The sequence below is a fragment of the Amycolatopsis sp. NPDC059235 genome (genome assembly GCF_042754125.1).
In the GTDB taxonomy this organism is placed as follows: domain Bacteria; phylum Actinomycetota; class Actinomycetes; order Mycobacteriales; family Pseudonocardiaceae; genus Amycolatopsis; species Amycolatopsis albidoflava.
The window spans coordinates 12,133-30,832 of sequence record NZ_JBHZAG010000036.1 but is presented as its reverse complement, the minus strand read 5'-3'; the positions used below and the strand labels follow the sequence as shown (position 1 = coordinate 30,832).

Sequence of the window (18,700 nt, the reverse complement as noted above, 5' to 3'; positions counted from 1 at the left end):
TCGCGCACTGCCGCGCGGTCCCGTTCCCACTAACGTGGGAACCGTGCGATTGCTCAGGACGCCGGAAGACCGGTTTGCGGATCTGCCCGACTTCGCGTTCGAACCTCAGTACACCGACCTGTCCGACCCGGACGGCGGCCTGATCAGAGTCGGCTACGTCGAGGCGGGACCCGCCGACGGGCCGCCGGTTCTGCTGCTCCACGGCGAGCCGAGCTGGTCGTTCCTCTACCGGAAGATGCTTCCGGTGCTCGCCGACGCCGGGCTGCGGGCGATCGCGCCGGACCTGGTCGGGTTCGGGCGGTCGGACAAGCCCGCGGAGATCGTCGACCACAGTTACGCGCGGCACGTGGAGTGGATGCGCCGGTTCTCGTTCGACGTCCTCGGGCTCGAAGGGGTCACGGTGGTCGGGCAGGACTGGGGCGGGCTGATCGGGCTGCGGCTGGTGGCCGAGAACCCGGGGCGCTTCGCCGGTGTGGTCGCGGCCAATACCGGGCTGCCGACGGGGGATGTGGACATGCCTCCGGTGTGGCACAAGTTCCGGGAGGCGGTGGAGGGCGCGCAGATCCTGGACGTCGGGCGGTGCGTGCAGGCCGGCTGCCAGACACCGCTGTCGGAGGAGATTCGCGCGGCTTACGACGCGCCGTTCCCGAACGAGATGTACAAGGCCGGACCGCGGGCGATGCCGGGGCTGGTGCCGACGCGGCCGGACGATCCGGCGTCGGAGGCCAACCGGGCGGCTTGGGCGACGCTGACTGAGCTGGACGTGCCGTTCCTGTGCGCGTTCTCGGACGGGGATCCGATCACCGGCGCGATGGGGCCGATTCTGCAGCGGTCGATGCGCGGGGCGGCTGGTTTGGACCACCCGACGGTCGCTGGGGCGGGGCATTTCCTGCAGGAGGACGCGGGGGAGACGCTCGCCGAGCACGTGGCGCGCTTCGTCCGCCGCTGACCGGCTGCCGTGCGGGACGGTTCCCGCACGGCTTGCGGCGCCGCGGGATCAGTTCAAACAGGCCGCGGCCAAGCGAGGCAGCCTGCGCCGCATCTCGGCGGCGTCCTCGTAATCGAACTCCCACTCGGGGTCCAGCGACGGGTACCGGACCGTGAACGAGTCAGCGGGAAGCTCCTCTCCGGTCGCGTCGAGGTGCGCGTTCGACGCGATGCCCAGGGTGGCTTCGCACTCCAGTTCTTCGCCGTTCGTCGTGGCCTCGCGCGTCGCGGACAGTTCGGCCAATTCGTCTGGGGCGGCCGTGATCCGTTCGAAGACCTCCCGGCCTTGCACGACCAGCCAGCCGCGGAAGTAGTCGAAGCCGTCGTCGGAGCAGCCGCCGTTGACCAGATAGGCGGCTGCCCACAGCGACCCGCGGTAGGAGTCGGCCAACAGGTCGCAGACGATCTGCTGGGCGGCCACGATCTCCTCCCGCGGACGCGCGGCGAGCAACGCGCGGGCTTGTTCGGCTACCTCGTAGCTGTCGCTCGGTGCGGAGGTCTGGCCGCGTGCCTGGTCGATCAACGCCCAGAACTGTTCGGTGTTCACGAGCACGGATCTTCGCACCGGGGTACGACAAAATCGGCGGGGCGAGCGGTCAGGACAGGGCGGCCAGCGAGTCGAGCAGGATCTGCAGACCCTCGGCGGCCTCGGCTTCGGTGAGCGTCATCGGCGGTCCGATGCGCAGGACGTTTTTGTGCAGCCCGCCCTTTCCGATGAGCAGCCCGCGGTCTTTCGTTTCTTCCAGCATTTGCTTGGCAGCGCGGACATTCGGCGTCGTGGTGCCCGGCTCGATCAGTTCGACGCCGATCATCAAGCCCTTGCCGCGCACCTCTCCGACGAAGGGGCTGTTCGCCGCGCGCAGGCCCCGCATCAGCTGGTCGCCGCGGGCTTTGCAGTTCGCCTGCAGGTCGTGGTCGTCGATGTAGTCCAGCACGGCCAGCGCGCCCTGCATGGACACCGGGTTGCCGCCGAAGGTGGAGAACGACTCTGCTTTGAAACAGTCCATAACGTCGCCTCGGGCGACCACGCCGCCTACTGCCAGGCCGTTTCCCAGGCCCTTCGCGAAGGTCATCATGTCCGGCACCACGTCGTGCGCCTGGATGCCCCAGTAGTGGTCGCCGGTGCGGCCCCAGCCGGTCTGGACCTCGTCGGAGACGAACAGGATGCCGTGGTCGTCCAGGACTTCCTTCATCGCCTTGAACAGGCCGTCCGGCGGGGAGCTGAAGCCGCCGACGCCCTGGATCGGCTCGGCGATCAGGCAGGCGACGTCGCCGGCGGTGGCGGTTTCCAGGAGTTCCACCAGGTCGGCGACGCAGGCGTCGATGTAGGCCGCGTCGGGCAGGTCGCGGAAGGGGCTGCGGTAGCGGTAGCCGCCGTGGACGTAGTTGACCTTGATCGGGCTCAGCGACGACGCCGACCAGCCGCGGTTGCCGGTGATCGCGACCGTGCCGAACGACCGGCCGTGGTAGGAGTTCCGCATCGCCAGCACCTGGTTGCTGCGGCGGTACTGGGTGGCGAGCATCAGCGCGGTGTCGTTGGCCTCGCTGCCGGAGTTGGTGAAGAACACCTTGGCGTCCGGGATGCCGGAGCGTTCCGCGATCCGCTCGGCCAGCTCCACCTGCGAGCGGATCAGGTACAGCGTGGAGGTGTGCAGGACGCCGGTGTCCAGCTGCTTGCGGACGGCGTCGCTGATCGCGGAGATGTCGTAGCCCATGGCGTTGGTGAGCACGCCGGCGAAGAAGTCGAGGTAGGTGCGGCCGGTGGAATCGGTGAGACGGCGATCCTGCGCGTGCACGATTTCGATCGGCTCGTCGTACAGCAGGGACATCCAGGACGGGAGCACCGCGCGGTGGCGCGAGAGCAGGTCGTCGGTCATGTGAGTTCCCTCCGCTCCGGGTTCTAGCGAGTATGGGGAGCGCGGGAAACGGGCGACAACGATCAGACTGTCGGGTTGTCTTCGGGGCGCCGCACAGTGTGTACGGGAAACCGCGTCGAAGTCCCGGCTGGCCTGCGACTACCCTTCGGTGCGTGATTGACCCCAGGACTCTGCGCGAAGACCCGGAAGCCGTGCGCGCGTCGCAGCGTGCCCGTGGCGAGGACGAGGGAGTGGTCGACAAGCTGCTCGACCTCGACACGCGCCGCCGCTCTGCGATCGCCACCGCCGACAAGCTGCGGGCCGAGCAGAAGTCCGTGTCCAAGCAGGTGCCGAAGGCCTCTCCCGAGGACAAGCCCGCCCTGCTCGCCCGCGCCAAGGACCTGTCGGCGCAGGTCAAGGCCGCCGAGGTCGAGCAGAACGAGGCTTCGGAAGAGTTCGACCAGCTGTTCCGCATCCTGCCGAACCTGGTGCACCCGGACGCGCCGATCGGCGGCGAGGACGACTTCGCGGTGCTGAAGACCGTCGGCGAGGTGCCGTCGTTCGACTTCGCCCCGCGCGATCACCTCGAGCTGATGGAAGGCCTCGGCGCGCTCGACATGGAGCGCGGCGCGAAGGTGTCGGGCTCGCGGTTCTACTTCCTGTCCGGCGTCGGCGCGCAGCTGCAGCTGGCGCTGCTGAACATGGCCGTGGCGCGCGCGATGGCGAACGGCTTCACGCCGATGATCACGCCGTCGCTGGTCCGCCCGGAGATCATGGCCGGCACCGGCTTCCTCGGCGCGCACTCGTCGGAGGTGTACCGGCTGCGCGACGACGACCTGTACCTCGTCGGCACGTCGGAGGTTCCGCTCGCGGGCTACCACTCGGACGAGATCCTCGATCTCGGCGCCGGTCCGCGCCGCTACGCCGGCTGGTCGTCGTGCTACCGCCGCGAGGCCGGGTCGTACGGCAAGGACACCCGCGGCATCATCCGCGTGCACCAGTTCGACAAGGTCGAGATGTTCGTCTTCGCCAAGCCGGAGGACGCCGAGTCCGAGCACGAGCGGCTGCTGGGCTGGGAAGAGGACATGCTGGCCGCGATCGAGGTCCCGTACCGGGTCATCGACACCGCGACCGGCGACCTCGGCACGTCCGCCTACCGCAAGTACGACTGCGAGGCGTGGGTTCCGACGCAGGAGACCTACCGCGAGCTGACGTCGACGTCCAACTGCACCACGTTCCAGGCCCGCCGGCTGTCCGTCCGCTACCGCGACGACAACGGCAAACCGCAGACGGCCGCCACGCTGAACGGCACGCTGGCGACCACGCGCTGGATCGTCGCGATCGTGGAGAACCACCAGCAGCCCGACGGTTCGGTCCGGGTGCCGGTGGCGCTGCGTCCGTTCCTCGGCGGGCTCGAGGTGCTGGAGCCGGTCAAGCGCTGAACTTCGCGAAGGCGAGACAACCTCAGATGGAATCCCACAGAGCCCTGGTCCCCGCGCTGCGCAAGGCGGGTCCACTGGCCACAGTGGACTACGCCCTTGCTTTCGCGGTGCTCGCGACCGCGGGCTGGCTGCTCTTCACCGCGGAGAAGGGGACGCACGCGTCGTTCCGGTTCGGGCTGATCGCGATCGGCGGCGCGGCGTTCTGCCTCGTCGTCAACGGGGTCATGCTGGTGCGGGGGAGGGACCGGCGGCCGATGTTCCGGTCCGCGGACGCGCAGTTCCTCGCGACGCTTCGCCAAGGCGCGCTGCGGATCTGGCTGTTCGGGCTGCTGCTCGCGGCGATCGGCTCCGGTGTCGCGCTGCTGGTGCCGAACTCGCATCCGCTCCGGCCGCAGGTGAGCGGAACCACGATGGCCGTCGCGATCGCCGCCGCCGCGGTGACCGTGGTGGCGTCCGGGGTGTCCGCGCTCGTCGTGCGGCGCGCGGTGCCGAAGCCGCCGGGTTGATCCTTCCCGTTCCGCAGGTGCGGTACCGCACTGGTCAGTAGGGTGCGGAGCGGAGGAGGCAGCTGATGAGGTTCAAAGGAGCGGCGCTCGCCCTGGCGGCGGTCGCGATGCTGCTCGCCGGGTGCACGCAGCAGGTGAGCGGCGTGGCTTCGCCGGTGCCGGGGCAGGGGCCGGTCACGCCGGTCGTCGACCCGTGCGCGCTGCTCGACGCGAAGCAGCTCGCCGGGCTCGGCTACAAGCCGCAGGGCAGGTCGGTGAAGGCCAGCAAGGCGCAGCGCGCGCCCGCGATGTGCCTGTGGACCGCGACGGACACCGAGCACACGATCGTCATGTCCGTCGGCTGGTCGGTGGACCTGAGCCTCGACGACTACCTCCAGGGCGCCATCAAGAAGGCCGACCCGGTGCAGCTCGGCGGGTTTCCGTGGACGCGCTACGCCGGGTTCATGGGCGGCAGCTGCGACCTGTACACCACGCTCGGGCCGAAGTCGTTCGCCTTCGTGAGTGTGTCCTTTTCGGACGAAGCGCAGGCGTGCGAGCGCGCGAAGCAGGTCATCCCGCAGGCGGCCGCGCATCTGCCGGGCGGGCAGCCCGCGCCGCCGATCGCGTCGAGCACCCCGCCGGAGGGCACCGCGCCGACCGGGCCGCTCGCGTCGGTCAACCCGTGCCAGCTGCTGAAGCCGGAACAGGCGCAGCAGCTGAAGATGGTGCCGAACGGCGAACTGGACAGCTCCAAGGTCATCTCGCCGAACGTGACCTACTGCCTGTGGAAAGACACCGACGGCGACGGCGGGCAGAAGCCGTTCGAGGTCTGGGTCGGCCCGGACGTGCCGCTGAAACGCTGGCCTGGCATGGATGTCGCGCCGACCGAGCAGATCGACGCGAACGGCCGGAAGTGGTCGCTGTTCCCGAACTTCAACGATTCCGGCGGCGTGATCTGCGCGGCCGGGCTCGCGGTTTCGGACACCGCCTCGATCCAGATCGTCAGCGGGCAGCTGGCGGACAAGACCAAGGCGTGCGACGTCATCAAGGCCGGAATCCCGATGGTGTCGGGGAATCTGCCCTCCTGAACCGTCTACATCGGACGGTTCAGTCGGTCACCTGGTCGGCGATGTACTTGGCGATCTCCAGCGCGCTCGTCGCCGCCGGGCTCGGCGCGTTGAGCACGTGCACCTGGTCCTTTGTGGACTCGATGAGGAAATCGTCCACCAGGGAACCGTCCGGTCGCAGCGCCTGCGCCCGCACGCCGGAGCCGTGGCGCACGATGTCGTCCTCGGTGACCGCGGGCACGAGCTGCGCGAGGCTGGCGGCGAAGCGCTTCTTCGAGAACGACCGCAGCACCTCTTCGAGGCCGGTCGGGTACGCGTACTTGCGCGCGAGCTTCCACGCGCCGGGGAAGCGGGCGACGTCGGCGAGGTCCTTCACCGACACGTCCGCCCAGCGGTAACCCTCGCGGCGCAGCGCGAGTACGGCGTTCGGGCCCGCGTGGACGCTGCCGTCCAGCATGCGGGTCAGGTGCACGCCGAGGAACGGCAGCGTCGGGTCCGGCACCGGGTAGATCAGGCCGCGCACGAGGTGGCGACGCTCCGGCTTCAGCTCGTAGTACTCGCCGCGGAACGGCACGATGCGCGCGCTCGGCGTGAGGCCGGCCAGCTCGGCGACGCGGTCCGCGTGCAGGCCGGCGCAGTTGACGAGCGCGTCCGCGTGCAGCACCTCGGAGCCGGTGGCCACCTCGACGCCGCCGCCGCGAGCCGGGCGGATGCCCAGCGCGGGCGTGTTCAGCCGCAGGTCCGCGTCCGCCTCGTCGAGCAGTCGCACGAGCGCCGCGCACACCGCCGGGAAGTCGATGATCCCGGTCGACTCGACGCGCAGCGCGGCGACGCAGGACACCTCCGGCTCGTACTCGCGGGCCTCCGCGGGGGTGATCCGCTTGGCGGGCACGCCATTGGCCTCGGCGCGCTCGGCGAGCGTGTCCAGCGCGGGGATCTCCTCCTCCCGCGTGGCCACCACGAGCTTGCCGCACACCTCGACCGGCACCCCGTACTGCCGGGCGAAATCCACAATGGACCGGTTGCCGCCGACCGACATCCGCGCCTTGAACGAGCCCGGCTTGTAGTAGAGCCCGGCGTGCACGACATTGGAGTTGTGCCCGGTCTGGTGCGCAGCCCAGCGAGCTTCCTTTTCGAGCACCGTCACGTCCTGACCGCGCTGGGACAGTTCCCACGCGACCGACAGCCCGACGATTCCCCCACCGATCACAACTACGTTCCGCACGGCAGGGAAGGCTACGCGCTTCGGTGCGGCGCTGCGTACCCCCCGACGGCGTGGTACCCGTTCACTGAACCGGGGACAATCCGGCCAACGCGAGCCGCTGGGGCGGTTCGAGCTGCTTACCGGCGGTGTAAGCGGCGGCGAACGCGTCGGCTCCGAGCGCCTTCTCCGCGGCCGCGGTGACCTGCGCGACATCGTGCTGGCCGGGCACGGCGGCCCCGCGCACCGCGGCTGCCGCGCCGAGCAGCGTGGCGGCGTCGGCGAATCGGCCCTCCTCGGCGAAGACCCCGGCGACGCCCTCGAACGCGACGGCCAGTGACCCGTGGTCATGCCAGCGGTGCGCGGTCTCGACCCCCAGCCGCATCCGGCGGCGGGCGTCCTCCGGGCGGTGCTCGGCGACGTCGATCCAGCCGAGCGCGATCGACGCGAGTGCCCGCACCATGGCGGCCGAGAACGAGTCCGCCGTGCACTCGGCAAGCGCTTGCTCGGCGAGAGCCCGCGCGCCGGCCAGATCGCCGGAGCGGCGGGCGAGGCCGGACAAGCCGACGTGACCGCTGCCTCGCGTCTCGGGCATCCCGGTGCGGTGGGCCAGCTCGACGGTGCGCTCGTAGTCGGCCTTCGCGCCCTTGAGATCGCCGCGCAACGCCCGGCTGTCGCCGCGACGGCACAGCAGGTCCGCGTAGTCGTCGGTCGCGCCGAGCGTCTGCATCAGCGACAGGGACTCGGTCATCGCGGCGAGTGCTTCCTCATGACGGCCTCGTAAAACCAGCAGTTGCGACAGGTGGTCGAGCGCCATCGACAGCCCCCAGCGTTCGCCGAGCGCTCGGTAACGCGCCTCGCCCTCTCGCAGGCCGCGCTCGGCTTCGTCGAGTTCCCCGGCGAGCATCGAACGCAGCCCGTCGCCCATCGGCACGAGTGCGGTGAGCCATGGGTCGGGGTGGTTTTGGAGCCCGGACAGCCGAAGCCGCGCTTCGTCGTCCTCCGGCGGCCCCAGCACGACACCGGACAGCATGAGCATCATCGGATGCTCCGGTGTCCAGGAACTGTCCACTAGGTACTGCTCCACATAGGACCGATAGTTCGCCGTCTCAGCGGCTTCGGGCGCACCGGCCATCGCGGTCAGCAGGCACATGAGGAATTGCTCGCGGTGTCCTTCCGGCGGTTCCGCTTGGCAGTGGCGCACGATTTCCATCGACAGCGCCGCGCCTTCGTAACGTCGTCCGCGCAGCCACCAATACATCGACAGCGCGGTGGCGATCCGCAAGGCAATCGAGGGATCCGCCGCGGCCGACCAGCGGAGCGCGGCCACGATGTTGTCGTACTCAGCGTCGATTTTCCGCAGCCAGTCCAGCTGTTCGGAGGTACGCAGCTTCGGGTCGGCTTCTTCGGCGAGCCGCAGGAACGCTTGTGCGTGCGCGTGCCGGAAGCGGTCGGTCTCGCCTGCGGCGTCGAGCTTTTCCGCGCAGAACGCGCGGATCGTCTCCAGCATTCGGTAACGCCCGAGCGAAGGCTCCACGAGCGACTTGTCGGCGAGTTCGGGGAGCAGGTCGACCGGGACGTCGCACACCTGCTCGGCGTACGCGATCGTCGCGCCGCCGGTGAAGACAGTCAGCCGGCGGGCGAGGCGGCGTTCGTCGTCATCGAGGAGATCCCAGCTCCATTCCACGACGCCGCGGAGCGACCGGTGCCGTTCGTCCGCGGTGCGGCTGCCTCGGGCGAGGAGCTGGAAGCGGTCGTCGAGCCGTGCGGCGAGGTCGGCGACGGGCAGCGTGCGCACTCGGGCGGCGGCCAGTTCCAGGGCGAGCGGGAGGCCGTCGAGCGCGGTGCAGATCCGTACGACGTCGGCCGCGGTTTCGTCGGTCAGCCGGAATGCGGGGTCGCTCGCCCGAGCGCGATCGAGGAACAGCCGGACCGCGGGATAGGTCTCGACGGCTGGATCACCGGGCGGCGGAACGGCCAGCCGGGGGATCGGCGCGAGCTGCTCGCCGGTGATACCGAGCGGTTCCCGGCTCGTCGCGAGGACGCGCAGCCCGGGGCAAGCGGGCAGCAGCTGCGCGACCAACCGTGCTGCGGCGGCGATGACGTGTTCGCAGTTGTCCAGCACCAGCAACGTCGCCTGGTCGCGCAGCGCCGACACAAGCCGTTCGACGGGATCCTGGCGACCGCGAGCCCCCTCGCGCAGGCCGAGCGCGGTGAGGACGGCCTGCGGGACGTCGTCGGCAACGTGCGGAGCCAGCTCCACGAAGACACACGGCCCCGCGTCCGCCGCGGCTTCGATGGCCAGCCGGGTCTTCCCGGTCCCGCCCGGACCGAGCAGCGTGACGAGCCGAGCCTGTCGCAGGAGATCCGCGACCTGCTTCAGCTCGTTGTCCCGGCCGACGAAGCTCGTGAGCTGTGCGGGCAACGGCGTCGCGGCGTTCGCGGACTCGCCGCGCAGAGCCGCCAGATGCGCCTCGGTGAGGTCTGGACCAGGGTCCGCGCCCAGTTCGTCGGCGAGCGTTCGGCGGGCGTCCTCGAAGGCGGCCAGCGCCTCGGCGGTCCGGCCAGCCGCGTGCAGGGCCCGCACCAGTTGGGCCTGCGACCGTTCGCGCAAGGGGTTCTCGGCGACGGCGGTGCGCAGCTCGTCGAGAACGTCGGCGGCGCGGCCGAGCGAGATCTCCGCGTCGACCCGGTCGGCTGCTGCCTCGGCGCGCAGCTCGCTCAGCCGGGTGGTCTGCACTTCAGCGGTCGGGACGTCCGCGAACGCCGGTCCGCGCCACAGAGCCAGCGCTTCGCCGAGCAGATCGCTGGCCCGTGTCGGGTCGCCCGCGGCCAGTTCGCGACGGCCTTCGGTGGCCAGTCGTTCGAACCGGTGCGCGTCCACTTCGTCCGGTTCGATCCGGAGGCGGTACCCCGCCGAGGTGAGTTCGATCGGCAGTTTCAGCGCGCTGCGCAGCCGCGAGACCTGCGATTGGAGCGCGTTGGCCGCGCCGTCCGGCGGGTCCTCGCCGTAGAGCCCGTCGATGAGCCGCTCGGCGGACACGAACCGCCCGGCGTCCGCCGCGAGCAAGGCGAGCAGCGCCCGGCCTCGCGGTCCGCCCACGGCGACCGTCCCGCCCGCGCCGTCCCACGCGACGACGGCCCCCAGTACCCCGATCCGCATCCCGTGAGCCTATGCCCCAATCGGGTGTTTACCCGTGGGTTCTGTCCCCGAAACAGGCGTCGAGCGCGACTTCTATACACTTCGGCGCGACCCCGCGCAATGCGGGACACCCCGATGCACAGGAGATCTACAGTGGGCGAACCCGTCCTGCTCGGGAAGCCGACCGTCGGCGACGAAGAGCTCGCAGCCGTCGCCGAAGTGTTCCGTTCCGGCTGGCTGGCCGGCGCGGGCCCGGCGTGCCGTCGCTTCGAGGAGCGGTTCGCGCAGCTGACCGGCACCGCGCACGCTCTGACCACCAGCAACTGCGGCTCCGCCCTGTTCCTGGGCCTGAAGGTGCTCGGCGTCCAGCCCGGCGACGAGGTGATCGTCGGCGATTACACCTTCCCGGCGACCGGCCACGCCGTGCTGCAGGCCGGCGCCAAGCCGGTCTTCGCCGACATCCGCCCGGACATCTTCAGCGCCGACCCGGCCGCGATCGAAGCGCTCATCACGCCGCGCACGGTGGGCATCCTGGCCGTCGACGTCGCGGGCCAGCCCGGCGACTTCGACGAGTACCGCGCGATCGCCGACAAGCACGGCCTGTGGCTGTTCGAGGACGCCGCCTGCTCCGCGGGCGCGACCTACCGCAACCGCCCGGCAGGCAGCCTCGCCGACCTCGCCGCGTTCTCCTTCCACGGCCGCAAGGGCATCACCGCGGGCGAGGGCGGCGCGCTGGTCTCGAACCGCGAGGACCTGATCGCGCACGCGCGCAAGATCCACACCTACGGCATCGAGCCGGCGTTCACCCGCGAGGGCTCGCAGGAACTGCCGATCCCGACGTTCCACGAGCTCGGCTGGAACTTCCGGCTGTCGGACATCCAGGCCGCGATCATGGGCGTGCAGCTCGACCGCCTGCCCGACCTGCTCTCCGCCCGCCGCTCGGTGGCCAAGCGCTACCACGAGGCGTTCGAGGATGTCGACGCGCTGACCGTGCCGGTCGAGGCGCCCGACCGCGAGCACCCGTGGCAGGCATACTTGATGACGGTGGCCCCGGAGATCAGCCGCGACGCGCTGGCGCTGCGGATCCGCGAGCAGGGCGTGCAGTGCAACTTCGGCACCTACGCCTCCCACTTGCAGCCGGTGTACGGCGAGCAGCAGCCGCTGCCCGTCTCCGCCGACGCGTTCCGTCGCCAGCTGGCGATCCCGATGCACGCGGAACTCACCGACAGCGAAGTCGAGCGCGTGGTCGCCACCGTGCGCGAAGCCGTGTCCGCCCTTTCCTGACCCGCCGACCTTCCTGAGGAGAACCCATGTCCGACAAGAAAGTTTTCTTCACCGGCGCCGGCGGTTTCATCGCCTCGCACGTGATCCCGCTGCTGCTGGAGAAGGACTACACGGTCCGCATCTTCGACAACATGACCCGCGGCGACCGTGACCGCGTCAACGAGTTCGTCGCCACCGGCAAGGTCGAACTGGTCGAGAAGGACGTGCGCTACGGCGTCGGCGTCCGCGAGGCCATCCGCGGCTGCACGCACGCGATCCACTTCGCCACCGTGTCGATCAACAAGTCGGTCGCGGACCCGGGCGAGTCGATCGACATCAACATGGTCGGCAACAACAACGTCTTCGCCGCCGCGGCCGACGAGGGCGTCGAGCGCCTGGTGTTCGCCTCCAGCGCCTCGGTATACGGCGAGCCGGAGCGGCTGCCGATGCACGAGGACGACAAGCTGAACCCGCTCACCCCGTACTGCATTTCGAAGCGCGCGGGCGAGGACCTGCTGGGCTTCTACGAGCGCACCAAGGGCCTTTCCTGGAACGCGCTGCGCTTCTTCAACGTGTACGGCCCGGGCCAGAAGATCGAGGCGTACTACACCTCGGTCATCAACCACTTCATCCAGCGCCTGCGCGCCGGCCAGCCGCCGATCATCGACGGCGCGGGCGACCAGTCGATGGACTTCGTGCACGTGACCGACCTCGCCAAGGGTGTCGTCGCGGCGCTGGAGTCGGAGCAGTCGAACCTGCCGATCAACATCGGCACCGGCATCGACACCTCGATCGCCACGCTGGCGAAGATTCTGATCGAGGCCGTCGGCGTCGACGTCGAGCCGGTCTTCAACAAGCGCGACGTCCTCGTCTCCCGCCGCGCCGCGGACATCACCCGCGCCCGCGAGGTGCTCGGCTGGGAGCCGACCATCACCGTCGAAGAGGGCATGCGCGCTTTGGTGCGGGACTCCGAGTGAGTACTTCCGTCGGCGCGTCTTCCGAGGGGAATGCGTAATGAGCACTGCGGGCCCGGCAGAAGGAAAGCCCATGCGGATCGTGGTGGTGAACAACTTCTTCCCGCCGCGAGTGGGCGGAAGCGCGCACATGTCGGCTTCGCTGGCCGCGGAGTACGCGGCCGCCGGGAACGAAGTGCTGGCGATCACCGCTGCCTACGGTGACGCGCCGGCGGAAGAGGAGCGCGACGGATACCGCGTCGTGCGCCTGCCCGCGGTGAAAATGCCGCAGCTCGGCCTGTCGATCGACTTCGACATGACGTTCGCGTCGATGCGGCCGGGCAACTGGCGGCGGCTGTGGAAGCTGCTGAACGAGTTCAAACCGGACGCGGTGCACCTGCACGGGCAGTTCTTCGACCTGTCCTGGATGGTCGGCATCTACGCGCGCCGGCACAAGCTGCCCGTTCTGCTGACCATCCACACGCTGCTGATCAGCGAGAACAAGATGTACGGCCGGGTGTTCCGCGCGCTCGACGCGCTGCTGGTCAACCCGGTGCTGAAGTACCTGCGCCCGCGCTACATCATCCTCGACAAGCAGGGCGTGGACTACTGCGTCCAGCGCTACGGCACGAGCGACGACAACTCCGAGTACTTCCCGATCGCGGTGGACACCGGGCATTTCGCGAAGCCGGTGACCAAGGACGTGCGCGCGGAACTGGAAATCGGGGACGCGCCGCTGATCGTGTCGCTCGGGCACGTGATCCCGCTGCGCGACCGGCTGCCGCTGATCGAGGCGCTGCCCGCGATCCTGGAGCGGCACCCCGGGCTGCGCGTGGTGGTCGTCGGGCGGGTGTATCACGACGCTTTCCAGCAGCGGGCCAAGGAACTGGGCGTTTCCGACGCACTGATCGTCACCGGCGCGGTGCCGAAGGCGGACGTGCCCGCGTACTTCGCGGCCGCGGACATCGTCACGCACGACCTCAACGGCGGCTGCGGCACCGCGTCGCTGGAGGCGATGCTGTCCGGCACCGCGACCATCGCGTCGGTCACCGAGGACAACTACCCCGGCATCGAACTGCACAACGGCGAGAACATCCTGCTGGTGCGCCCCAACGATTCCGAGGCGGTCGCCACCACGGTGCTGTCCCTTTTGGACGATCCGAAGGAACGCGCGCGGATCGCCGAGCGGGAGGCGTCGATGGTCCGGGACAACTTCGGACTGGACGTAGTGACCGAGGAACACCTGCGGGTGCTCACGAAACTGGTGGCGGACAACTGATGTTCTTCGACGACGAGCGCAGCAACCGGCTGCGCCCGATGATCCTGAACGACCTCGTCACGCAGTACATGAACGACGCCGAGCGGGCCAAGTTTTTCGGCCTGCCGGAGTCGTGCCGCGTGCGGGAACGCGCCAAGATCGTCAGCCCGGACAACCTCGCGATGGGCGAACACTGCTGGGTCGGCGAGGGCGCGGTCCTCGACGCGAGCGGCGGGCTGGAAATCGGCGAACACACCAGCATCGGCCTGAATACCTTGGTGTTCACGCATTCGAGCTGGCTCGCGAACATGGCACTGGAAAACCATTCCGGCAGCGATCTGATCGAACGCAAGCCGGTGAAAATCGGCAAGGGCTGTTTCATCGGCGGCCTCGTGGTGATCATGCCGGGCGTCACGATCGGTGACTTCGCGACGGTGCAGCCGAACTCGGTGGTAGCGAAGGACGTCCCGGAGCGCTCGCTGGTAGCGGGCAACCCGGCGCGGGTGTTCCAGCGCTACGACGAGGAGTACATCGAGTCGGAGGTCAAGCGGGTCCGCGAGGAAAACGCCCGCCGCCGCGCTTTGTCGGACGACCCGTCCGGCTGGGGCTCCCCGTCGGGTGACTTCAGCGGGAAGTGATTCGGACACGGTGCGTCACGCGCTGGCGGATGCTCCGGGTAACATGGGACACTGCTCTCAGTCACTGTCGGTGAAGGAGAAGTCATGAGTGTCCTTGAATGGCCTCACCGTCTCCTGACCCTTGACGACTGGGCGGACCTTCCGGCGCACCCGGAGGTGCGGGTCGAGGTCGTCGAAGGGGTCCTGTCAGTGTCGCCGCGTCCGATGTCGCTCCACCAGCTGATCATCAGCAGATTGCCGTATCTGCTGACGATGCAGCTGCCGCCGGAACTGGTGGCGGTCGGAGAATTCGAGACGGTGCTGGCCGAGGTCCCGCCGACGGTGCGGGTGCCGGACGTGGTGGTCGCGCCGTCGGACCTCATCGAAGCGAACATCCCGCGGATCGGGGCTGGCGACGTTTCACTGGTGGTCGAGGTGCTTTCGCCTGCCACCAAGGATGTCGACCAGGGCGCGAAGCTGTTCGAGTACGCCGATGCGGGTATCGAGGATTACTGGATCGTCGATGTGGATCCGCCGGTGAGCATGATCGCGTACCGGTTGATCGACGGCGATTACGAGAATTTCGGCGAGTATTCCGGCGCGGTGGAGCTGGAGGTCGCGGGGGTTCCGGTGAAGTTTGATTTGAACTCGCTGATCGATCCGCGTGCGCAGCGCTGACTCTCGCCTTGCTGGCGCTTGCTGATTGGGCAGATTTTCCGGAGGACCCCGAGGCCCGGGTCGAGGTCGTTGACGGGGTTCTTGTCCCGTCGCCGCGTCCGATGTGGTTTCACCTGCGGTCAGTGACGCGGTTGGCGTTTCTGCTCGACGAGCAGCTCTGCCCGAGCCCAACGCTGACCCCGAGCACCTCCCCGAACACCATGCGTCGCCATTGAGACAAGACTGACCAGCCATTACATCGACGCACGTCTCCCGCCCCCGTAACCTGGACAGCGACGCCGAGACCGGGAATCAGGGGTGGGATGGTGCGCGGGGACGACGAGTTCGCCGACTTCGTGCGGTCCTGTTCTGCCCGGCTCACGCACGCCGCCTACCTGCTCACCGGCGACCGCCACCAGGCTGAGGACGCCGCGCAGACCGCCTTCACCCGCACGTACGCGGCCTGGCCTCGAGTCCGGCGGAAGAATCCCTACGCCTACGCCCGCCGCGTGCTGGCCAATCACGTCATCGACATCTGGCGCCGGCCGATCCGCGAATACGCCACCGAGGAGATGCCGGAACCGCCGAAGGTGCCGGACATCTCGCACGCCGTCGCGGATCGGGAATGGCTTTCCGACGCATTGGCCCGGCTTACCGCCCGGGAGCGCGCCGTCGTCGTGCTTCGCCATTTCTTCGATTTGCCGGAACACCAAGTCGCCGAGGAATTGGGCGTGTCCGTCGGCACGGTCAAGAGCACCAATTCCCGCGCGCTGGCGAAGTTGCGCGTCGACGGCGACGCGCTGGTCGGGGAGGTGAGCGCATGACCGACGAACTCGACCGGTTGCGCGCCGCGCTTCAGGAAGCGCCCGCGGAACCCTTTGCTGAGCCCGATCTCGACCGCATCATCAAAGAAGGCGGCCGGATTCGGCGCAGGCGGCGGTTTCTGGCTTCCTCCGGCGCGGCGGTGGCTGTGGTCGCCGTGGTGTTCGGTGCGACCTGGCTGCGTTCGCCGGGCAGCGCGCCGGAACAGGTGCACGCGGCGTCGGCACCACCGCCGATCGTGACGAGTGTGGCTTCGTCGACACCGGTCCCGGCACCGACATCCGCGGAGAAGCCGCTCGGCGAAGTGATCTCCACCGGCACCTACACCGACGGCGCGGAACTTGTCTTCTACGCAACGGAAATCGACGACCCGGACAACCTGCCGACCGTCCAATTCGGAGTGATGGCCAGCCTGTCCGAGCCGGACGGAAACCTGCGTCCGCTCTACCTCGCCAACGAATCCGACGGCAAGGACCGCTCGTTCGGCTTCCACGCGACGTCAGGCGGCACGACCGTCGCGGACATCTGGGTGCCGGTGTACGGCTATTTCAGCGGACCGGCCGCTCGCATCGAGACCACAGTGGACGGTCGCACGATCCCGGCGCACACGGCGCGCTGGAGCGAGGATCCGGGAGTGGTCGTGTTCTGGTTCGACCAGGACGACGTGCCGTCCGCCGAGCGGGCGACTCCGCTGGTCGCCTACTCCGCGGACGGCAAACGCCTCACCAAATAAATCAGGCGGCCTCAGTCAAAACCTGCGCGACAACCTCGTGCGACGGCAGGATCAGCGCGCGCTCGGCATCAGCGTCGACCTTGCCCTCAAGCAGATCCACGAACCGGTCCAGCTGGGTCGCCAGCGGTTCGCGCGCGGTGACCAGTTCCGGGATCTCGATGACGGTCTGCTGCCGGTAGCCGAGACCGTCGGGAGTGACCGAATCGTGCGAGACGTGCCGGTAGATCGTCACGTCGCGGCGCAGCAGGTCGATCTCCACCATGCGGTCCAGTTCGGACACCATCAGCGACCGGACCTTGCGCTGCGCCAGCCGCGAAGCCGACACCGTGGCCAGCCCGGTGGGGAAGGACAGCACCGTCTCGATGGTGTCCTCGGCCCCGGTGACCGACTGCGGGTGGAAATACCCCGCGCTGGAGGTGACCCGGCCCGGCGTGGCCCCGCCGAAGAACTGGATCGCCAGGTCGACGTCGTGCACCAGCAGATCCCACGCGACCCCGGTCTTGATCCGCGGCGCGTACGGGCCGTGCCGGCGCGCCATCAGGTGCACCGGTTCGTTCACCAGCGCCCGCGCGGTCATCACGGCCGGGTTGTAGCGCTCCAGGAGCCCGCACATCAGCGGGACGTCCTTTTTCGCCGACAGGGCAACGATTTCCTGCGAGAACTCGAGGCTGTTGCACACCGGCTTCTCGACCAGCATCGGCTTGCCCTGGCCGAGAATCTCCTGCGCCAGTTCGTAATGCACCTCGGTGGCCGAGGCGAGCACCACAGCGTCCACATCGGACAGTGAGCCGATTTCCGGCGTCCACTGGGTTTCGTAGCGGTCGGCGACCGCGCGGCCCGCTTCCTCGCGCGGGTCGATCACGCGGGCCAGGTCCACCCGGTCGTTCTGCGACAGGACGCGCGCGTGCAGCGAGCCCATGTTGCCGGTGCCGACGAGTGCGATGCGGTGCGTCATGCGCCGAGTACCTCGCGAACAGTCTCGATGATCTGGTCAAGCTCGGACTCGGTCAGGTGCGGGTGCACCGGCAGCGAAAGCGCTTGCGCGGCAACGGCGCCCGCCACCGGGAAGTCCTCGACCCGGGCGTCCGGGATCAGCGGGTGCCCGCGGTAGCACTCGTAGTCGAAGACGATCTTCGGGTAGTAGATCCCGTTGCCGATGCCGCGTTCGGTCAGCGCGGAGGCGAACTCCTCGCGCGAGAGCATCGCGTGCGGGCCGACCAGCACGGTGTACTGGTGCCACACGTGTTCGCGGCCGGGCAGCACCTGCGGCACCTCGAGGCCCGGCGTTCCGGCGAGACCCTCGGACAGCCGCTTCGCGTTGGCCTGCCGCGCCGCGGTGAGCTGGTCGAGCTTCTCCAGCTGCGGGATGCCGACGGCGGCGTGCAGGTCGGTCATCCGGTAGTTGTGGCCGGCCATCTCGTACTGGTAGCGGGCCTTCATGCCCTGGTTGCGCATCACGCGCAGCTTGTCGGCGAGCGCGTCGTCGTCCGTGGTGATCACGCCGCCCTCGGCGGTGGTCACGTTCTTCGTCGCGTACAGCGAGAAGCAGCCGATGCCGTACGAGCCAGCCTTGCGGCCCTCGAACGAAGCGCCGACCGCCTGCGCGGAATCCTCGACCACGTGCAGCCCGTGCTCCGCGGCCAGCGGCGCGAGTTTGCCCATGTCGGCGGTCTGCCCGTAGAGGTGCACCGGCATCAGCACCTTGGTGCGCGGGCCGACGGCGGCCGCGACGGCGTCCGGGTCGATCGCGAAATCGTCGCGGCGGATGTCGGCGAACCGCACGGTCGCGCCGGCTTCCAGGATCGCGTTCAGCGTCGCGACGAAGGTGAACGGCGAGGTCACGACCTCGTCTCCGGGCTGCAGGTCGAGTGCCTGCAGGGACGCGACCAGCGCGGTCGTCCCGTTGTTCACGGCGATGGCGTGTTTCGTTCCGGAGACGTGTGCGAACGCGTCCTCGAAACGCTTTACCATCGGGCCCTGGGCGATAGCGCCGGATCGCAGCACTTCGACGACCAGGTCCTCCGCAGCACGGACGTCGACCACGGTAATGGGGATCATCTGCAGTCTCTCGCTCTCGGCGGGCACTTTCGGCGCGTCCGGTACAGTCTTGCCTCGGCATGGCACGAGCCCCGAGTTCGGTGCAGTCAGCACAGACGCGGGCGTCACGATACTCGCCGACCACAAGTGGGCTTCCGGCTACCGTCCCGGCTCCGGCGG

General features: G+C 69.1%; 17 protein-coding genes. 11 read left to right on the top strand and 6 right to left on the bottom strand.

From position 1 onward, the window contains the following. Positions 1 to 34: 34 nt before the first annotated feature. Complete coding sequence (locus ACFXI3_RS23340; protein ID WP_344281847.1) at positions 35 to 949, top strand: haloalkane dehalogenase; 915 nt, start codon at positions 35 to 37, stop codon at positions 947 to 949. 48 nt (positions 950 to 997) lie between these two features. Here the strand turns inward: ACFXI3_RS23340 and ACFXI3_RS23335 are convergent, their stop codons facing one another. Together ACFXI3_RS23335 and ACFXI3_RS23330 are read right to left on the bottom strand one after the other, a co-directional pair. Then, positions 998 to 1,534: a DUF4240 domain-containing protein gene (locus ACFXI3_RS23335; RefSeq protein ID WP_378402080.1), complete on the bottom strand. Its 537-nt coding sequence runs from the start codon at positions 1,532 to 1,534 to the stop codon at positions 998 to 1,000. Between the two features lie 49 nt (positions 1,535 to 1,583). Next, positions 1,584 to 2,864 carry an aspartate aminotransferase family protein gene (locus ACFXI3_RS23330; protein ID WP_344281841.1) on the bottom strand — a complete coding sequence of 427 codons (1,281 nt, stop codon included), beginning with the start codon at positions 2,862 to 2,864 and terminating at the stop codon, positions 1,584 to 1,586. A 152-nt stretch (positions 2,865 to 3,016) separates the two neighbouring features. On the opposite strand from ACFXI3_RS23330, the gene serS reads away from it, so the two are divergent. The 3 genes from serS to ACFXI3_RS23315 all read left to right on the top strand — a co-directional run bounded on the left by serS (position 3,017) and on the right by ACFXI3_RS23315 (position 5,858). Then, positions 3,017 to 4,285: a serine--tRNA ligase gene (gene serS, locus ACFXI3_RS23325; protein WP_344281838.1), complete on the top strand. Its 1,269-nt coding sequence runs from the start codon at positions 3,017 to 3,019 to the stop codon at positions 4,283 to 4,285. Positions 4,286 to 4,311: 26 nt separating this feature from the next. Beyond that, a complete protein-coding gene (locus ACFXI3_RS23320) occupies positions 4,312 to 4,791 on the top strand; it encodes a hypothetical protein (RefSeq protein ID WP_378402078.1) in 480 nt (159 codons plus the stop codon). A gap of 65 nt (positions 4,792 to 4,856) precedes the next feature. Then, entirely contained in the window at positions 4,857 to 5,858 is a 1,002-nt protein-coding gene (locus tag ACFXI3_RS23315) for a DUF3558 family protein (protein WP_378402076.1), read from the top strand. 19 nt (positions 5,859 to 5,877) lie between these two features. On the opposite strand, the gene lhgO is transcribed toward ACFXI3_RS23315, so the two are convergent. Together lhgO and ACFXI3_RS23305 are read right to left on the bottom strand one after the other, a co-directional pair. Further along, entirely contained in the window at positions 5,878 to 7,062 is a 1,185-nt protein-coding gene (lhgO, locus tag ACFXI3_RS23310) for an L-2-hydroxyglutarate oxidase (protein ID WP_344281829.1), read from the bottom strand. A gap of 61 nt (positions 7,063 to 7,123) precedes the next feature. Next, a complete protein-coding gene (locus ACFXI3_RS23305; protein ID WP_378402074.1) occupies positions 7,124 to 10,201 on the bottom strand; it encodes a BTAD domain-containing putative transcriptional regulator in 3,078 nt (1,025 codons plus the stop codon). Positions 10,202 to 10,315: 114 nt separating this feature from the next. On the opposite strand from ACFXI3_RS23305, the gene ACFXI3_RS23300 reads away from it, so the two are divergent. The 7 genes from ACFXI3_RS23300 to ACFXI3_RS23270 all read left to right on the top strand — a co-directional run bounded on the left by ACFXI3_RS23300 (position 10,316) and on the right by ACFXI3_RS23270 (position 16,483). Next, on the top strand, positions 10,316 to 11,464 hold the full coding sequence (locus ACFXI3_RS23300) for a DegT/DnrJ/EryC1/StrS family aminotransferase (protein WP_378402072.1): 1,149 nt from the start codon (positions 10,316 to 10,318) through the stop codon (positions 11,462 to 11,464). Between the two features lie 26 nt (positions 11,465 to 11,490). Next, the gene (locus ACFXI3_RS23295) at positions 11,491 to 12,420 is read left to right on the top strand and encodes an NAD-dependent epimerase/dehydratase family protein (RefSeq protein WP_344281820.1); all 930 of its coding nucleotides are present in this window, start codon (positions 11,491 to 11,493) and stop codon (positions 12,418 to 12,420) included. Positions 12,421 to 12,490: 70 nt separating this feature from the next. Beyond that, positions 12,491 to 13,675 carry a glycosyltransferase family 4 protein gene (locus ACFXI3_RS23290; RefSeq protein WP_344281817.1) on the top strand — a complete coding sequence of 395 codons (1,185 nt, stop codon included), beginning with the start codon at positions 12,491 to 12,493 and terminating at the stop codon, positions 13,673 to 13,675. Next, positions 13,675 to 14,292 (top strand): DapH/DapD/GlmU-related protein, encoded by a 618-nt coding sequence (locus tag ACFXI3_RS23285; protein WP_370932595.1) that lies wholly within the window; start codon positions 13,675 to 13,677, stop codon positions 14,290 to 14,292. Before ACFXI3_RS23290 ends, ACFXI3_RS23285 begins: the two co-directional genes overlap by 1 nt. Positions 14,293 to 14,376: 84 nt before the next feature. Further along, positions 14,377 to 14,949, top strand: coding sequence for a Uma2 family endonuclease (locus tag ACFXI3_RS23280; RefSeq protein WP_378402069.1), 573 nt, complete (start codon positions 14,377 to 14,379; stop codon positions 14,947 to 14,949). A 302-nt stretch (positions 14,950 to 15,251) separates the two neighbouring features. Continuing rightward, positions 15,252 to 15,752, top strand: coding sequence for a SigE family RNA polymerase sigma factor (locus tag ACFXI3_RS23275; RefSeq protein ID WP_344281808.1), 501 nt, complete (start codon positions 15,252 to 15,254; stop codon positions 15,750 to 15,752). Further along, positions 15,749 to 16,483 (top strand): hypothetical protein, encoded by a 735-nt coding sequence (locus ACFXI3_RS23270; protein ID WP_378402067.1) that lies wholly within the window; start codon positions 15,749 to 15,751, stop codon positions 16,481 to 16,483. The genes ACFXI3_RS23275 and ACFXI3_RS23270 overlap by 4 nt, the downstream gene beginning before the upstream one ends. Before the next feature lies 1 nt (position 16,484). Here ACFXI3_RS23270 and ACFXI3_RS23265 read toward each other — a convergent pair whose 3' ends face one another. Both ACFXI3_RS23265 and ACFXI3_RS23260 read right to left on the bottom strand, forming a co-directional pair. Beyond that, positions 16,485 to 17,438, bottom strand: a complete 954-nt coding sequence (locus ACFXI3_RS23265) for a Gfo/Idh/MocA family protein (protein ID WP_378402065.1) — start codon at positions 17,436 to 17,438, stop codon at positions 16,485 to 16,487. Next, positions 17,435 to 18,541 carry a DegT/DnrJ/EryC1/StrS family aminotransferase gene (locus tag ACFXI3_RS23260; RefSeq protein ID WP_344281799.1) on the bottom strand — a complete coding sequence of 369 codons (1,107 nt, stop codon included), beginning with the start codon at positions 18,539 to 18,541 and terminating at the stop codon, positions 17,435 to 17,437. The genes ACFXI3_RS23265 and ACFXI3_RS23260 overlap by 4 nt, the downstream gene beginning before the upstream one ends. Positions 18,542 to 18,700: the final 159 nt, after the last annotated feature.

Excerpts from the sequence above, each read along its gene's own strand:
- ACFXI3_RS23330 (WP_344281841.1), bottom strand. The coding sequence starts at position 2,864 with ATGACCGACGACCTGCTCTCGCGCCACCGCGCGGTGCTCCCGTCCTGG.
- ACFXI3_RS23320 (WP_378402078.1), top strand. The coding sequence starts at position 4,312 with ATGGAATCCCACAGAGCCCTGGTCCCCGCGCTGCGCAAGGCGGGTCCA.
- ACFXI3_RS23315 (WP_378402076.1), top strand. The coding sequence starts at position 4,857 with ATGAGGTTCAAAGGAGCGGCGCTCGCCCTGGCGGCGGTCGCGATGCTG.
- ACFXI3_RS23305 (WP_378402074.1), bottom strand. The coding sequence starts at position 10,201 with ATGCGGATCGGGGTACTGGGGGCCGTCGTCGCGTGGGACGGCGCGGGC.
- ACFXI3_RS23300 (WP_378402072.1), top strand. The coding sequence starts at position 10,316 with ATGCACAGGAGATCTACAGTGGGCGAACCCGTCCTGCTCGGGAAGCCG.
- ACFXI3_RS23295 (WP_344281820.1), top strand. The coding sequence starts at position 11,491 with ATGTCCGACAAGAAAGTTTTCTTCACCGGCGCCGGCGGTTTCATCGCC.
- ACFXI3_RS23290 (WP_344281817.1), top strand. The coding sequence starts at position 12,491 with ATGCGGATCGTGGTGGTGAACAACTTCTTCCCGCCGCGAGTGGGCGGA.
- ACFXI3_RS23285 (WP_370932595.1), top strand. The coding sequence starts at position 13,675 with ATGTTCTTCGACGACGAGCGCAGCAACCGGCTGCGCCCGATGATCCTG.
- ACFXI3_RS23280 (WP_378402069.1), top strand. The coding sequence starts at position 14,377 with ATGAGTGTCCTTGAATGGCCTCACCGTCTCCTGACCCTTGACGACTGG.
- ACFXI3_RS23275 (WP_344281808.1), top strand. The coding sequence starts at position 15,252 with ATGGTGCGCGGGGACGACGAGTTCGCCGACTTCGTGCGGTCCTGTTCT.
- ACFXI3_RS23270 (WP_378402067.1), top strand. The coding sequence starts at position 15,749 with ATGACCGACGAACTCGACCGGTTGCGCGCCGCGCTTCAGGAAGCGCCC.
- ACFXI3_RS23265 (WP_378402065.1), bottom strand. The coding sequence starts at position 17,438 with ATGACGCACCGCATCGCACTCGTCGGCACCGGCAACATGGGCTCGCTG.
- ACFXI3_RS23260 (WP_344281799.1), bottom strand. The coding sequence starts at position 18,541 with ATGATCCCCATTACCGTGGTCGACGTCCGTGCTGCGGAGGACCTGGTC.